Here is a 15,266-nt window from a genome sequence, read left to right as displayed (position 1 = left end):
GGACTGCTCCGTGCGGTTTTCACCCTCGCCCCTATGGGGAGAGGGTCGGGGTGAGGGGCTATTGCATCACCCATTCACCCCCTTCAACGCCATTCACCAGCAGCTTACGTTTTTCTCCCGTCGGTAACGACACCTTCAGTGCTTTCCACGCCGGACGGTAATCCCCGCGCGCGTTGACCTTCAGATTGATGGTCGCTCCGTCACACACCATTTCCCACTCCAGCCACAGCGCATTACCTTTCTGGTAACCCCAGCTTTCGCCGTCATCTTCAAACACCAGGCCGGTCGTCGTACCCACGCCTTTCACCGGGAACAGTTTCAGTTCGCGGGTATCGTCTTTTTCGGTGCTCACATGGGTAATACGTTCGCTAAGCGGCAGACCAGCCCCGGCGCGTACCAACAACGGCAGTTTTTCCAGCGGCGCATCGCGGGTGATCCACTGGCCGCCAGAGAACCACTCGTGGGTGTAAAAATCATACCAGCCGGTTTCGTTATCCGGCAGCCAGACGCGACGTTCGCGCTGCCCGGCTTCGACCACGCTCGCCACCAGCACATCGCGGCCCAGCAAGAAGTCATCGCACTCTTCAAAGGTCTGAACATCATGTTCATGATCGAGGAAGGTTGGGCGCAACATCGGTTCATCGTCCGCATGTGCCTGCCAGAGCAGGGTATAAAGGTAAGGCAGCAGGCGATAACGCAGTTCAATGGCGCTACGGATTGCAGGCGTCACACCCGGATACATCCACGGTTCGTTCACCGTATGATCGTCATTCCATGAGTGAATGGTAAAACGGGGGTGCATCACACCGTTTTGTACCCAGCGGACAAACAGCTCAGCGTCTGGTTTATCCCCGGAGAAACCGCCGACATCATGGCCCACGTTAAACAATCCGGACAAGCTCATCCCCAGCCCCATACGGGTGTTAAAGCGTAGCGTGTCCCAGTTGGTGCGGTTATCGCCACTCCAGGTCTGCACGTAGCGCTGCATCCCGGCACAACCGGAGCGGGAGATCAGATACGGGCGTTTTTCCGGGGCAAAACGCTGCTGCGCTTCCAGCGAGGCGCGCATCATCAGTAGCGGCATCACCGGGCGAATGTGCTTAATGGCGATCTCCTTGCCGAAACCAAAGCAACGTGCTTCGCCGTCCCACACTTCATATTCGTTATTGTCGTTCCAGGTGGAGTCGATCCCCATTTCCAGTAGCTGTGTGGTCACGCCGTTCTGCCACCACTGCACCGTCTGCGGGTTGGTAAAGTCGAGGTGCGATCCTTCGTCATCCCAGAAGCTGGAGCGTTCTGGTGCATCGGTTTCTGAATCGCGAATGAACAGGCCGCTCTCTGCGACTTCGTTATAGCGCGGATGATCCTGCAACAGGCACGGTTTGATGTTCGCGGCGAGCTTCAGCCCCGCATCGTGGAACGCCTGGCTCATCACTTTCGGCTGCGGCACCTTGCCGTAATTCCAGTTAAAGACGTAACGCTTGCCGTTAATGGAGGTATAACCCGACGACAGCTGGAACGAGTCGCACGGAATGGCGTGCTCTTCGCACAGGCGGATAAAGTTCATCAGCTGGTTTTGCGCGTCCGGCGCATCGGTGTAATGCATGGTTGAGCCGCTGTAACCCAGGCTCCATTTTGGCCCAAACAGCGTTTTCCCGGTCAGGCGCACGAAGGCTTTGGTGATATCCAGTACCTTTTTACCGGTAAAGATGTAGTAATCGATGTCGCCGGCTTCCGCCTGCCAGCGGCGATAGGCGGTATGGTAGTTGTCGATTTCGTTACCCAAATCCAGCCAGCAGCTGCTCAGGTTGTCATAAAACAGGCCGTAGCTCACGTCATCACGACGGGCGATAGTGAACGGAATATGTTTGTAGAGCGGGTCGGTACTGACCGCGTTATAGCCCATGGCGTCAAGGTTACGCATCTCATAGCGCTTACCGTTACGCTGTAAATCACCGGTTTTTTCACCCAGACCGTAGAAACGCTCGTCTTTACGACGGCTCAGGTAGTGCGCCACGCCATCGCCATGGGCGTTCAGCAGATAGGCGCTGGTCGGGCGGTCATTCACCAGCGGCTGCCACTCGCCCGCTTCATTCCGGTAATGCCACTCCAGCCACAGCGGCTGATGCACTGTCACACGCAGCTGTTCCGTGGCGACCGTCAGGGTATCGCCCTGTTGTGTCAGCGTCCAGGCAGGGCAGGAAAAACCGCTGAGATCGTCGCGGCGACGGCCTTCCCACGGCACATCTTTCTCTGGCGCGATGCTCCAGGTGCGGTCCAGTGCCAGCTCGCCTTTGCGTTTAATCAGCACGCGGAACAGGTTCTCTTCCAGCACATACAGACACAGGCGGTGCTGATTATCCACCACCAGTTCCAGATGGTTCGCCGACTGTTTATCTACGGTCCAGCTTTTCAGGGTTTTCATATGCAATACATCCACTATCAGGCGCGCTTGGCGCGACGTTCAGCAATAAATGCCACCAGGAAAACAGCGCCAATCAGGTCAAAGAAACCCATGGCAATGAACAGCGGGTTAAAGCCGATTTTGTCGGCGGTAACACCAATCAAAAGAGAGAACAGGAAACTGGCGATCCACGCCGCCGATCCGCGCATCCCGTTGACGGTGGCCATCTGGCCCTTATCAAAAGACTCCACCACCAGAGCGCTTAACATGCAGGAGATAATCTGATGCCCAAAACCACCAATGGAGATCAGCACAATGGTGATATACGGGTCGCGGGTAATAGCCACGATGCCCAGAGAGATCATCAGGAACGCGCCGGTCACGGAGCTGGCAACGATTGAGTTAACGCGGGAGCAACCGAACCAGCGGGTATAGAGCCGGGTAAGATAGCCACTCGCCACGCTACCGATATCGGCGGCGAGGAACGGCAGCCAGGCGAACATCGCAATCTGCTTCAGGTCCATGCCGTGCTCTTTGGCTAGGTACAATGGCACCCAGAAGCTCAGCACGGCCCAGGCCGGTTCCGCCATAAAGGCCGGGATAGCAATACCGTAAAAACGTTTGTTTTTTGAAACCGTCTTCAGCGCCGTCAGGAAAGGCAGTTTGACCGCAGGCGGTTCGTTATCCTGCTTGATATATGCCAGTTCATCCTTGCCCAGGTTCGGGTGCTGTTCCGGGTTGTAATAAAACGCCCACCAGAGGATCACCCACAGCAGCGCCAGCACGCCGGTGAACATAAATGCACCCTGCCAGCCGAACGAGGCATGGGCAAAGTAGATAATCGGTGGTGCAAGCATCGCGCCAATCGAAAAGCCGACACCCGCCCAACCGGCGGCCACCGGGCGTTCAGATTTCGGGAACCATTCACCGATGGTTTTGGCGTTCGCCGGGGTGGCAGCCGCTTCTGAGGCACCCATAAAGAAGCGCAGGATCGCAAGATGCAGCCAGCTTCCGGCTCCCGCATGGAAAATACACATCAGCGCCCAGAGACCCGCACAGACCATAAAACCAATCTTCAGGCCGATGACATCAATCAGCCAGCCACACAGCGGCTGGAAAATGGTGTAGGCAATCTGGAACGCGCCCACTATCCAGGAGTATTGCTCGGTGGTGATGCCCAGGCTCTCTTTCAGCTCAGGTGCAAGAATTCCCAGTGAGTTACGGGTGATGTAGTTGACGGTGACGCCAAGTAAAAACAGAACCAGTACGTACCAGCGCAGGTTTTTAATGACCCGGCGGGTTTTACTTGCTGTTGCAGTGTTATTGATATCCTGACTCATTTCTCTCTCCACTAGAGGGACGGTAGGGGGCAGACGTTTCGGATGTCACACACATTTTTTTATGGCTTTGATAGTTATCCGTTTTGCTGATAAAAGTTGCTATACAACTAGTATGGAAGCTGTGTGACAAATTCACATTAAGGGAGAAAATAGGCAGGCAATAGCGGATTTTGTGCAAGCTTTCTCATAACTGGCCGCAATCATTTGGCATCATTGTGTTTAATGCACTGTTTACCTGGCATTCACGTTATGAAAATTTTTTCATTTCGCAAATGGAGCAAGATCACAAAATGGATAAAAGGCTAAAAATCGCTGAAATTGCCGCCCGCACTCAGCTTTCCATTAGTACGGTTTCGCGGGTGCTGGCAGGCAAGGCGAACACCAGTGAAAAAGCGCGCAGCAAAGTGCTGGAGTGCGCGCGGGAGCTGGGCGTGATGGATGGCATGGCAGCTGGCAGGCTGTTGCTGAATAGCCTGATGGTCTTTGCGCCGCAGCGGGCATTTGATGAGCGGTCCGACATCTTTTACTACCGGGTTATCCAGAGTGTAAGTAAAGGGCTGGCGTCTCATGAAGTCCGGCTGCGTTATTGCGCGCTGGAAGAGAATGACAGCGACGCCCAGCTGTTTCTGGCACGCATGAATGAAGCCGATACGCAGGCCGCTATTTTACTGGGGATAGACGATCCGCATATCCACGATCTCGCGGTGGATGTGGGTAAACCTTGTATGCTTATCAACTGCCGCGATCGTCTGATGCGTCTACCCGCAGTTGCCCCTGACCACCGGGCCATCGGTGAACGCGCGGCTGAGTATCTGTTTGAAATGGGGCATCGCGAAGTGATGACTGTGCTGTGCCTGCGTCGTTACACCATGGAGCTACGTCTGGCGGGCATTCGTGAAGCGTGGCAATACCATAATCTGAAATTTACGGACAAGCGTGACCTGCTGGTAGTACCAAGCTTTAGCGCGAAAGAGACCGAACAGCTGGTCAGCGAATGGCTCCGTCAGCGAGAGGGGAAAGACCTGCCCACGGCGTTTTTAGTTGGCGGTGATTTTATGGCTGCGGGAACCATAAGCGCCTTGCAAAAGCACGGGCTGCGCGTTCCGCAGGATGTGTCGGTGATGAGTATTGATGGTTTTAATCTGGCGGCCATCCAGGATGTGCCGCTCACGGCGATACACGTTCCACGCGATGAGCTCGGAACAGAAGCGGTGCATATGCTTCAGCAGCGACTGATGCGCCCGACAGCGCCGATTGGTACGTTATTGTTGAATGGAACGCTGACAATTCGTGAATCAGTACGGCGGATACGTCAGGGGAAACGACGCACCGCCGTTGAGCGGGAAGGGTTATACGACAGTTAGACCATGCCCAGCGCGCGCTTACCGTGGATATTCAGGTCATTCACGGTAAAGCGATCCTGCCAGGTGGTTTCATAATCTTCATGCGGGAAATCGCCCGGAGATGCACCGGTTTCCAGCGCCGCTTTCACCTTTTTCGCATAGGCGAGGTTTTTCTCGCACATCGGCGCGGCAGGGATATACATCACGTTACCCCAGCCTTGTTGTTCCTCTACCGGGGCGACGGAGTGGATCACGTCGCAGTGCCACCAGACAGAATCACCCGCTTCCAGCGCCGGAATGCTGGTTAACGCTTCGATTAACAACGGATGCCATTTTTCAGAAATCGGCAGCACGCGACCTGGCGCCACGCCACAAAGTTCATCTTCCGGTACGTCGTCCAGCAGTGGGCGCAGCAGAATGTAAGCCATCGCTTCCGGGATAGGCACTACGTGTAGCAGGCCCTGGCCCGGGATCATATCCGACAGTGCCGTCCAGCCCTGGAAGGTGCGGAACACAGAACACTTCGTGGTGTTATCTACAGTGTACTCTTCCACTTCGGTACGGTGCGCGGCATTCCACGGATCGTATTTCTCTACATTGCCGTCAAACACGCGAGCGAACACCTGCTGATAAGCTGGCAGCAGCCAGCGCTCCAGCGCGCCGGAATCGGTGTGCGCGCCCAGACCTTTGGAGGTGGTTCCCGGCGGGCGGCGGCGAATACGGTCAGGATAAATGACGCTCACATCCGGATTGAACCACTGTTTACCGTTGCTCTCGAATGTCCATAAACGGTTCAGGAACGATTGTACCTGCGCCATCTCTTCGCTCTGGCGGGCCTGCATCTGCGCCTGGGACCAGTAAATAGGGTAAATCTCCGGGCGGGAAGCCGTTAAGGTGCCGAAGAAGTTATCGCCCGGGCCTTTATAGACATCATCAAACTGATTGAGATCGAGGTAGTCGAGCATCGAGTTATCCCATGCCAGCGCCTGCTCGCGAGGGAAGTGACCTTTGATTACCGCACAGCCACGGCGTTTTACTGCGTCTCGCTGTGCATCTGTGATCTGACCGTTTTTGACATCCGCAAACGGGATCACCGGCCAGACGGACTCGCCCTTATTTTTCAGCGCGTTAATTTCTGCCACACGGGTGGCGATGTTATCACTGAGCTTGTCGAACACCGCCTGTACGTCACCGATCTGCGCACGTAACTCGCGTTTCATCTGACGGATTGCTGCTTTGTGGTCCGCAGGCAAAATTTCACTGGTAAACGTCAACGTCATAACAGCCTCGCATCTTTCATTCGAAAGTAAAAATATCTACAAGTGATACTTTAAGTTAAAAAAAAGTTAATGCAAGTTTAAAAGTTTGACGTGCAACACAGGATGAAAAAAGAGTGAGGTACCGGGGCATCGCCCCGGTGGGAAGCGATCAGAGGTCGAACGGGGAATGTGTGTCGAGCACGGCCTGAATGACATTCAGCGCGCCCTGGTGGTTGTTATCGTCGGTGCTATAGCGGCTGATGTCTTTAATGCTCTGTGCGGCGTTGCCCATCGCAAAAGAATATTTCACCAGTTTCAGCATTTCCGCATCGTTGCCACTGTCGCCGATGGCCACGCACTCCTGCGGGGAGATTTTCCAGCGTTTCAGCAGTCGGCTGATCCCGTTGGCTTTGTGCAGACCCGGGATAATCAAATCAACAAAGCCAAAGCCGCTGGTGACAGGTTTCATAATACCGTCCAGCGAGACATGCAGTTTGTCGACAAGGTTCGGGATATCGCTGTCCGGCAGGTTCAGGGAGAACTTAAAAAGAATGTCGTTGATTTCGCGGTAATCGCTGATGCGTTTTAAGCGGTGATAGTGCTTTGACATCAGCTTCACAAACTCTTCCGGGGCGGTATCGCTGACGTAAGCGCTCTCCAGCCCGCAGGCCACGAAATTCAGCCCTTTGTCTTTCAGTAACTCGCCGACGACGATTTGCGACTCATGACGGGTCAACTCGCCGTGGAAAATCTGTTCGCCATGATCGAAAACCAGCGCGCCGTTTTCCGCCACGAAGGAGATCTGCTCTTTCAGCTCCGGGAAGAAGGAGATGAGCTGGTAATACTGGTTGCCGCTGGCGACAACGAACGCAATATTACGGGCTTTAAGCTGCTCAAACTGTGCCTGAAAGCGGTCTCTGTCGTACTGCTTGGCATCATCAAGGAAAGTTCCGTCCATATCGGTGACGATAACTTTAACGGTCATACTGTGCTCCTGGGTCACTGCGTTTGAAACATTCTAATAACAAGGTGACGGGGAGCACAAATTTAATTTCGAATGAAAGTCAGTAAGCCGGGTGGCGGCTTCGCCTTACCCGGCCTACGGGGAGAAGATGTAGGCCCGGTAAGCGCAGCGCCACCGGGCATTTTTTTACAGCGTATGTTCCGTACGCGCAATAATATCGTCCTGCGCATCCGGCGACAGGGCGGTAAAGAATGCCGAGTAACCGGCGACACGCACCACCAGGTCACGGTACTGGTCTGGGTGTTTCTTCGCTTCCATCAGCGTTTCGCGCGATACGATGTTGTACTGAATATGCCAGCCTTTATGCACCTCGAAGAAAGTACGCAGCAGGACCATCAGCTTCTGGCGGTCGCTATCGTTTTCCAGCGTTGCCGGGTTCAGCTTCTGGTTTAACAGTACCCCGCCCAGAATCGCTTCAGTCGGCAGCTTGCCTACGGAGCCTATCACCGCCGTTGGGCCAAGATGGTCAGTGCCGGAAGCCGGGCTTGCGCCTTCCGCCAGTGGCGTATGCGCTTTACGACCATCAGGCGTTGCCATCGTCGCCGCGCCGAACGGTACGTTAGCCGAAATTGAAGATGTCCCGGCGTAGTAATTACCGCCAATTGGACCACGGCCGTAGCGCGGGTTGTGGTACTGCTTAAGTTCCGCAATATAGGTTTCATACGCGCGGGTTAACAGTAAATCGACGCTGTCATCGTCGTTACCGTATTTCGGCGCACCGTTGATCAGGCGCTGGCGCAACTGCTCGTGGGTTAACCCTTCGTAATCGTCTGCAAGTGCTGCCGCCAGTTGTTGCTGGCCGATAACCCCCTGCTCGAAGACCAGCTTTTTAATGGCTGACAGGCTGTTGCCGAGGTTAGCAATACCCACCTGTAGACCGGAAACCCAGTCGTACTTCGCGCCACCTTGCTTAATGCTTTTCGCGCGCTCGATACAGTCATCCACCAGGGCAGAACAGAGAATATCGTGGACGTTCTCCTCCAGCATGGTGTCCACCACATACTCAATTTCGATGGATTTACGGGTGTAGTAGCGGATCTGGGTATCCCACGCGGCCATCACTTCTTCGAAGTTGCCGAAGTTACCGGCGGAAAGTGCTTTTTCCTGTGGCAGGAACACTTTACCGCTGGTGGCATCGCGGCCACCTTCCAGTGCTGCCAGCATCACTCGCGCAAAGTTGATAAAGCTCATGCCGGTACAGCGATAGCCCCATTTGCCCCCGACTGCGGTTTCGATACAGCCAATCGCCGCATAATCGTAGGCATCGTCTTTCTCAACACCGAGTTTGATGAATTCCGGGATCACGATTTCATCGTTGTTAAAGGCCGGCATCCCGAAACCACAGCGGATCACCTGCACGCAGGCGTCGAGGAAATCGTTGCTCATCCCCGCATGGTAACGCACGCTCAGGTTTGGCTGGGTAGAGCGCAGACGGCCACAGGATTCGAGAATGGCGTAAGAGAGCGGGTTCACCGCATCCATTGGCTCGCCGTTCACCAGCTTCTGACCGCCGATGGTGACGTTCTGATACAGCGGGCTGCCCGCAGACGCTTTCGAGTGTGAGCCAGAGCGGATCTTGTTCACTTCCAGCAGCTTCAGCCAGCAGCTGTGCAGCAGTTCAATGGCGTGTTCGCGATCGAGAGACTGGTTCAGTTCGACATCGCGACGATAGTATGGGTAGAGATACTGGTCCATACGGGCGAACGACACTGAGTGGCCGTTGGACTCAATTTGCAGGACAAGCTGGATGAAATAGCACAGTTGCAGCGCCTGCCAGAAGGTTTTTGGCGGTTCGTGGGCAATCACATCGCAGTTTTCAGCCATTGCCAGCAGTTCGTCACGGCGGCTTTCACGGGTTTCGGTTGACGCCATTTCACGTGCCAGCGCGGCAAAACGTCCAATGTGCAGGCTGACCGCTTCCAGAACAATATCAATCGCTTTCAGGAACTGATCGCCATGCAGATCGTCCAGCACGGTCAGGTTGATACGGGAGCGGCGTTCGGAAACTTTGGCACGTATCCCGTCCAGGCCTTTTTCCAGCACCAGCGGGAAGTTCACGGCCAGGTGCGCATCACCGGATGTCATATTACCTTCTGCCTTGATGATGCCGGTTTCCAGCAAGCCTTTTTGCTCGTCGGTGAACATGCCGTAGCAGCGATCCTGCACCGTCTGCCCACGCCACCATGGGCAAATTTCATGCAGCACGCGTTTGTTTTCTTCGCTTACCGCAAAACCTGCCCCCGGACGATCCGCCAGGTCATCAATCTCTTTTTCAATCCAGGAAACGGTGTATTCCGGGAAGATTGGCGCCGCGCGGACTTCACTTGCCTGGTTACCGATGATCAGCTCATCGTGTTTGATCCAGATGGTGCGTTGCGCCAGGTGATGCGCCAGGGCCAGCGCACGACGTACCGGGATCGGCTTGTCCATGTGCTGCTGATACATCTCGGTGTAGTGCTGTGCGCGCTCGGTACAGACTGGCGGCTTAACAATGTGCACCAGTGCGGTTTTGTGTGCCTTAATACGGTCACTGAGGGTGTTGAGATTCAGGGTAGTCATAAGTTTATCCTCGTAAGGTCGCGGTTAACCCTTTCCGGCAGGCGTACTGTTGCGCGAAATCCAGCAGCGCAGGATTATCCAGCGGTTTATCAGGGGCAGAGTAGGGTTGGCTGAGCAGGGTGTATTTGTTCATGCCCAGCGTGTGATACGGCAGAAAATGAATATCGCGGACGTTCAGTTCATCGGCGGCGAAATTAGTGATGGCGGTGATGGAGGCCTCATCGGCGTTAAAGCCCTGGATCAGCGGCACGCGAATGGTGAGCTGTTTTCCGGCAGCGGCAAGGCGCTTAAGGTTATCCAGCACGCGTTTGGCCGAGCCGTCCGTCCACTGTCTGAAGACCTCGCCATCCACGTGCTTCAGGTCAGCCAGGAACAGATCGACATAGGGCAAGGATGGCTCGATATAGTGCCAGGGCACGTGAAGACAGGTTTCAACAGCGGTATGAATTCCCTGTTCGTGGCTGGTTTTAAACAGTGCGTGCGCCAGCTCCGGGCTCATAAAGGGTTCGCCGCCAGAGAGCGTGATCCCGCCACCGCTGCGGTCGTAAAAGGGTCTATCGCGCAGCACGGTCGCCATAATCTCCTCGACCTGCTGTTCTTCACCGCAGACGGTGAGAGCCTGAGTCGGGCAGCAATCGGTGAGGGCGTCCAGCGTTTCTGCGTTCAGTTTTTCGCGGTGGATGAGCAGCCCATTTAATGCCCGCTCAATATACCCCGGGGCTGCCTGCTGACACAGATCACAGCCGTCCAGGCACAGACGAGCGTCGAACAGCACGTCCCGGGTACGGGAGCGGCTTTCCGGGTTCTGACACCAGCGGCAGCCCAGGGAGCAGCCTTTCAGGAACACCACGGTACGAATACCAGGGCCATCGTGGGTAGAATAACGCTGTATATTGAAGATCATTGTTTCGCCTCTCATCTTGCATATGAAGATTAAATTACTTTCGAATGAAAGTTATCTTGATGCAGGTCAACTCTTGAGCAGGTTTTGCCGTGGTAGGGTAAATGCAGGCTAATTTTGAGGGTTACATCATGGAACTTTATCTCGACACATCCGACGTTGCGGCAGTCAAAAAACTGGCCCGCATCTTCCCGCTGGCTGGCGTAACCACTAACCCGAGCATTGTTGCGGCGGGTAAAACACCGCTGGATGTTTTACTGCCTGAACTGCACGACGCGCTGGGTGGCAAAGGTCGCCTGTTTGCACAGGTAATGGCGACCACCGCAGAAGGCATGGTGGAAGATGCGCGTAAACTGCGTGCCATTATTAATGATCTGGTGGTAAAAGTGCCGGTGACGGCAGAAGGGCTGGCGGCAATCAAAATGCTTAAAGCTGAAGGTATTCCAACGCTTGGCACGGCGGTATACGGTGCCGCACAGGGGATGTTGTCCGCGCTGGCGGGTGCTGAGTATGTTGCGCCTTACGTTAACCGTGTGGATGCGCAGGGCGGGGACGGTATCCAGACTGTTGTGGAGTTACAGCAGTTGTTGTCGCTTCATGCTCCACAGTCCAAAGTGCTGGCCGCCAGTTTCAAAACGCCGCGTCAGGCGCTGGACTGCCTGCTGGCGGGTTGCGAGTCAATTACGCTGCCGCTGGATGTGGCGCAGCAGTTTATTGCATCACCGGCTGTGGATGCGGCGATTGTGAAGTTTGAGCAGGACTGGCAGGGGGCATTTGGACGGACGTCTATCTGACGGGTGCGGCCTGATGCCCTCACCCCAACCCTCTCACACAGGGCTGAGGGTTCCCCAGTAATTTTTGTCTTTAATTCAGCGATGATATTACGCCATTGAATTAAGGGACTTACAGCGGTGTCATGGTCCGGCTGAAAATCGCCGACGCGTTTACGGAAGGCCGGGGCGACGCGCATGGATGCGCGGCGAGGGCGGCTTTACAGGGACGTTTCATCCGCCCGTCCCCGATTAGCCTGGAGCAAACGCTGAGGGCATCGCGAAGCGACTATTTTCTTGCCGGGAGCCCGGGTCGCCAGGGTAGCGGCGGTGAGCTACCCTGGCACGTTCACCGGTATTGTGGTGACAGAGTAGCAAGGAACGTAAAGTGAACGGAATGACCACCACAGCCGTATGTTCCCCCTCACCCCAGCCCTCTCCCGAAAAGGAGAGGGAGCCGTCCGTGCTCGTATTTTTGTGGGGATTCCTCAGCCCACGGGGAGAGGGAGCAAACATTAAAACGGCAACCTGAAGGTTGCCGTTTGCTTTAACCTCCGCAAACCTCACACCCCGGATTACGCATCAGCTTCATCTCGCGGAACTGGCAGGTCATCGCGTCATACATCACGATTTTGCCTGCCGCAGGCGTGCCGTAGCGGGTCAGTACCTTGATCGCTTCCATCGCCTGCATTGAGCCAATTACACCCACTAACGGTGCCATCACTCCCGCTTCCACGCAGGTGAGTGCATTTTCACCAAACAAACGACTCAGGCAGCGGTAGCAGGGCTCGCCTTCGGCGTAAGTGAACACGCTGATTTGCCCTTCCATACGGATTGCCGCCCCGGAAACCAGCGGTGTTTTATGGGCAAAACAGCCTGCATTTAGCTGATTACGGATAGCGACATTATCGGTGCAATCCAGCACCAGGTCATGCCGGGCGATTTGCGCGAACAGCGCGTCTTCCTCAAGCATGGCGTTAATAAGGGTGAACTGAACGTGGGGATTGATGCGGGTTAGTGCCGTTTTTGCTGATTCGACTTTGGCTTCGCCGAGGGTGGCATCGCTGTGCAACGTCTGGCGTTGCAGATTAGACAGCGACACGGTGTCAAAATCCAGCAGCGTCATGCTACCGACACCCGCCGCAGCCAGGTACTGCGCGGCGGCACAGCCCAGACCACCCAGCCCCACCACCAGTACACTGGCGGCCTTAAGCGCTTCCTGACCGTCGAAATCAAAACCGCGCAGCACAATCTGGCGGTTGTAGCGCAGCATCTCCTGATCGCTCAGTTCCACCGTCATGATTAGCCCCCGAACAGGTGGTTAAAGGTTTCCACCTCGACCCATTCACCTGCTTCCACATGACCGCGTTCGCTCTCGAGCACAATAAAGCAGTTGCCCTGGCTAAAGGAGCTGAAAATATGCGAACCCTGATGCCCCGTGGTGCTCACTTCCAGCTCGCCATCAGCGTTACGTGCCAGAATACCACGCTGGAAATCAAGACGACCCGGTGACTTCTTCAGACGGGTCGCCGCGCGCGCGCGCAGGCGTACCGGAAGCGGGCTGGCTTTATTGCCAGACAGTTTTGCCAGCAGCGGCTGCACCAACTGATAGAAGGTCAGGGCTGCGGATACCGGGTTGCCCGGCAGGCCGCAGAACCAGCTGCGCCCCAGCTTGCCAAAGGCGAAGGGTTTACCCGGTTTGATAGCCAGTTTCCAGAAGCCAATTTCGCCCAGCTCTTCAAGAATGGTTTTGGTGTAATCCGCTTCGCCAACAGACACACCGCCGGAACTTATCACCACATCCGCGCATTTATCCGCTTCAATAAAAGCGGCTCGTAGCTTTTCGGGATCGTCAGGAATAATACCCAGGTTGACTACTTCGCAGCCAAGCTGTTCCAGCATCAGGTGCACCGCCAGGCGGTTGGTGTCGTAAATCTGTCCCTCCTGCAGCGGCTGACCTGGCAGTTGCAGCTCATCGCCGGTGGAAAAGACTGCAACGCGCACACGACGGATAACGTCGATGTCGGCGATACCCAGTGACGCCAGCACGGGCAGCTCCGCTACCGTCAGTTTTTGCCCGGCGCTGAAAACGGTCGCGCCAAGCGTAATATCTTCACCCGTGCGGCGGATGTTCTGGCCTGCTTTGGCGCTGGCGGTAAAACGCACGCCCTCGTCGGTTTGTTCTGTCTCTTCCTGCATCACCACAGCATCGCAACCGGCTGGCACTGGCGCGCCGGTCATGATCCGGATGCAGCTCCCGGCAGGCCATTCACCGTTAAACGGCTGGCCCGCAAAGGCTTTACCCGCCACCGGAAGCGCCAGACCCGTCTGGATATCCGCCAGGCGTACCGCGTAACCGTCCATCGCGGAGTTATCGAATCCCGGCACGTTGAGGGGAGAAACGATATCGCGCGCCGCAATGCGACCGAAACAGCGTACTAAGGGCAGCGTTTCGTGGTCTTGCAGCGGGGAAATGCGGTTGAGCATCTGGGTCAGTGCCGTGTCGAGCGGCATCAGTCCGGCGGTAAAATCCATGGGTGGCTCCTGCGGAGTAACAACGAAAGCGCTCATTATGGCAGAAAAGTGCCACTAACTGTATGACCCGATGGGTGTACCCTTTACATCACCGTGGCGTCTTTCTATATTCAAAAATTATCTGAAGAATCAGCAACGATAATGATATTTATAGAAAAAGCCGCTGATCAGGCGAGTGGGTGAGGCGAAATGGTTAATGCGGTAATCGCAATTCATGGCGGCGCAGGGGCAATCACCCGTGCGCAGCTCAGTCCCGAGCAGGAAAAGCGTTATATTGACGCGCTTTATAATATTGTGGAAACAGGGCAGCGAATGCTGGAAGCGGGCGAGAGCGCGCTGGATGTTGTGACCGAAGCTGTTCGTCTGCTCGAGGAGTGTCCGCTGTTTAATGCCGGGATTGGTTCGGTGTTTACCCGCGACGAAACGCACGAGCTTGACGCCTGCGTGATGGATGGTGTCAGTCTTAAAGCCGGCGCGGTTGCCGGGGTAAGCCATCTGCGTAACCCTGTTCTGGCGGCGCGTCTGGTGATGGAAAACAGCCCTCATGTCCTGCTGACAGGCGCAGGGGCGGAACAATTTGCCGTTGCGCACGGGATGGAATCGGTATCGCCTGACCTGTTTTCGACCCCGGAACGCTATCAGCAACTGCTGGATGCCCGCTCAGAGGGGATTACACAGCTTGACCATACCGCGCCGCTGGATGAGAACAGCAAAATGGGTACGGTAGGCGCGGTTGCGCTGGATAAAGCCGGCAACCTTGCCGCCGCAACGTCTACGGGTGGCATGACCAATAAGCTGCCAGGGCGGGTAGGCGACAGCCCACTCCCTGGTGCGGGATGCTATGCCAATAACGCCACGGCGGCAGTCTCCTGTACCGGAACCGGTGAGGTGTTTATTCGCGCACTGGCAGCGTATGACATTACCGCGCTGATGGATTACGGCGGCTTGAGTCTGGCGGAAGCCTGTGAGCGTGTGGTGATGGAAAAACTCCCGGCGCTGGGCGGTGTGGGTGGGTTAATCGCTGTGGATCATGAGGGGAACGTGGCGTTGCCCTTTAACAGTGAAGGCATGTACCGTGCCTGGGGCTATGCCGGAGATGCACCCAGTACGGGGATTTATCGTGAATAAGGG

General features: G+C 55.7%; 11 protein-coding genes. 3 read left to right on the top strand and 8 right to left on the bottom strand.

Annotated features, from left to right (window positions below):
* Window positions 1–58 precede the first annotated feature (58 nt).
* A complete protein-coding gene (locus ACS603_RS06250; RefSeq protein WP_474943953.1) occupies window positions 59–2,425 on the bottom strand; it encodes a glycoside hydrolase family 31 protein in 2,367 nt (788 codons plus the stop codon).
* A gap of 17 nt (window positions 2,426–2,442) precedes the next feature.
* A complete protein-coding gene (locus ACS603_RS06245; RefSeq protein WP_182060134.1) occupies window positions 2,443–3,744 on the bottom strand; it encodes an MFS transporter in 1,302 nt (433 codons plus the stop codon).
* A 290-nt stretch (window positions 3,745–4,034) separates the two neighbouring features.
* Between ACS603_RS06245 and ACS603_RS06240 the strand changes: the two genes are divergently transcribed.
* A complete protein-coding gene (locus ACS603_RS06240; RefSeq protein ID WP_182060135.1) occupies window positions 4,035–5,108 on the top strand; it encodes a LacI family DNA-binding transcriptional regulator in 1,074 nt (357 codons plus the stop codon).
* Here ACS603_RS06240 and ACS603_RS06235 read toward each other — a convergent pair.
* The 4 genes from ACS603_RS06235 to ACS603_RS06220 all read right to left on the bottom strand — a co-directional run bounded on the left by ACS603_RS06235 (window position 5,105) and on the right by ACS603_RS06220 (window position 10,833).
* On the bottom strand, window positions 5,105–6,367 hold the full coding sequence (locus ACS603_RS06235) for a DUF1479 domain-containing protein (RefSeq protein ID WP_474943952.1): 1,263 nt from the start codon (window positions 6,365–6,367) through the stop codon (window positions 5,105–5,107). The genes ACS603_RS06240 and ACS603_RS06235 overlap by 4 nt on opposite strands.
* A gap of 148 nt (window positions 6,368–6,515) precedes the next feature.
* Window positions 6,516–7,331, bottom strand: a complete 816-nt coding sequence (locus tag ACS603_RS06230; RefSeq protein WP_182060137.1) for a Cof-type HAD-IIB family hydrolase — start codon at window positions 7,329–7,331, stop codon at window positions 6,516–6,518.
* A 165-nt stretch (window positions 7,332–7,496) separates the two neighbouring features.
* Window positions 7,497–9,929: a formate C-acetyltransferase/glycerol dehydratase family glycyl radical enzyme gene (locus ACS603_RS06225; RefSeq protein ID WP_474943951.1), complete on the bottom strand. Its 2,433-nt coding sequence runs from the start codon at window positions 9,927–9,929 to the stop codon at window positions 7,497–7,499.
* 4 nt (window positions 9,930–9,933) lie between these two features.
* Window positions 9,934–10,833: a glycyl-radical enzyme activating protein gene (locus tag ACS603_RS06220; protein ID WP_315688190.1), complete on the bottom strand. Its 900-nt coding sequence runs from the start codon at window positions 10,831–10,833 to the stop codon at window positions 9,934–9,936.
* Window positions 10,834–10,961: 128 nt separating this feature from the next.
* On the opposite strand from ACS603_RS06220, the gene fsa reads away from it, so the two are divergent.
* Window positions 10,962–11,624, top strand: coding sequence for a fructose-6-phosphate aldolase (gene fsa / locus ACS603_RS06215; RefSeq protein WP_446492493.1), 663 nt, complete (start codon window positions 10,962–10,964; stop codon window positions 11,622–11,624).
* A gap of 523 nt (window positions 11,625–12,147) precedes the next feature.
* Here fsa and moeB read toward each other — a convergent pair.
* Both moeB and moeA read right to left on the bottom strand, forming a co-directional pair.
* The gene (moeB, locus tag ACS603_RS06210; RefSeq protein ID WP_315688192.1) at window positions 12,148–12,900 is read right to left on the bottom strand and encodes a molybdopterin-synthase adenylyltransferase MoeB; all 753 of its coding nucleotides are present in this window, start codon (window positions 12,898–12,900) and stop codon (window positions 12,148–12,150) included.
* A 2-nt stretch (window positions 12,901–12,902) separates the two neighbouring features.
* Window positions 12,903–14,135: a molybdopterin molybdotransferase MoeA gene (moeA, locus tag ACS603_RS06205; RefSeq protein WP_474943950.1), complete on the bottom strand. Its 1,233-nt coding sequence runs from the start codon at window positions 14,133–14,135 to the stop codon at window positions 12,903–12,905.
* A 189-nt stretch (window positions 14,136–14,324) separates the two neighbouring features.
* Between moeA and iaaA the strand changes: the two genes are divergently transcribed.
* A complete protein-coding gene (iaaA, locus tag ACS603_RS06200; RefSeq protein WP_474943949.1) occupies window positions 14,325–15,263 on the top strand; it encodes a beta-aspartyl-peptidase in 939 nt (312 codons plus the stop codon).
* Window positions 15,264–15,266 lie beyond the last annotated feature (3 nt).

It is taken from the genome of Enterobacter sp. Li2LvB3, from assembly GCF_056156645.1.
The sequence above is the reverse complement of the archived record's forward strand: the minus strand, read 5'-3'. Positions and strand labels throughout refer to the sequence as shown.

Excerpts from the sequence above, each read along its gene's own strand:
- ACS603_RS06250 (WP_474943953.1), bottom strand. The coding sequence starts at position 2,425 with ATGAAAACCCTGAAAAGCTGGACCGTAGATAAACAGTCGGCGAACCAT.
- ACS603_RS06245 (WP_182060134.1), bottom strand. The coding sequence starts at position 3,744 with ATGAGTCAGGATATCAATAACACTGCAACAGCAAGTAAAACCCGCCGG.
- ACS603_RS06240 (WP_182060135.1), top strand. The coding sequence starts at position 4,035 with ATGGATAAAAGGCTAAAAATCGCTGAAATTGCCGCCCGCACTCAGCTT.
- ACS603_RS06235 (WP_474943952.1), bottom strand. The coding sequence starts at position 6,367 with ATGACGTTGACGTTTACCAGTGAAATTTTGCCTGCGGACCACAAAGCA.
- ACS603_RS06230 (WP_182060137.1), bottom strand. The coding sequence starts at position 7,331 with ATGACCGTTAAAGTTATCGTCACCGATATGGACGGAACTTTCCTTGAT.
- ACS603_RS06225 (WP_474943951.1), bottom strand. The coding sequence starts at position 9,929 with ATGACTACCCTGAATCTCAACACCCTCAGTGACCGTATTAAGGCACAC.
- ACS603_RS06220 (WP_315688190.1), bottom strand. The coding sequence starts at position 10,833 with ATGATCTTCAATATACAGCGTTATTCTACCCACGATGGCCCTGGTATT.
- fsa (WP_446492493.1), top strand. The coding sequence starts at position 10,962 with ATGGAACTTTATCTCGACACATCCGACGTTGCGGCAGTCAAAAAACTG.
- moeB (WP_315688192.1), bottom strand. The coding sequence starts at position 12,900 with ATGACGGTGGAACTGAGCGATCAGGAGATGCTGCGCTACAACCGCCAG.
- moeA (WP_474943950.1), bottom strand. The coding sequence starts at position 14,135 with ATGGATTTTACCGCCGGACTGATGCCGCTCGACACGGCACTGACCCAG.
- iaaA (WP_474943949.1), top strand. The coding sequence starts at position 14,325 with ATGGTTAATGCGGTAATCGCAATTCATGGCGGCGCAGGGGCAATCACC.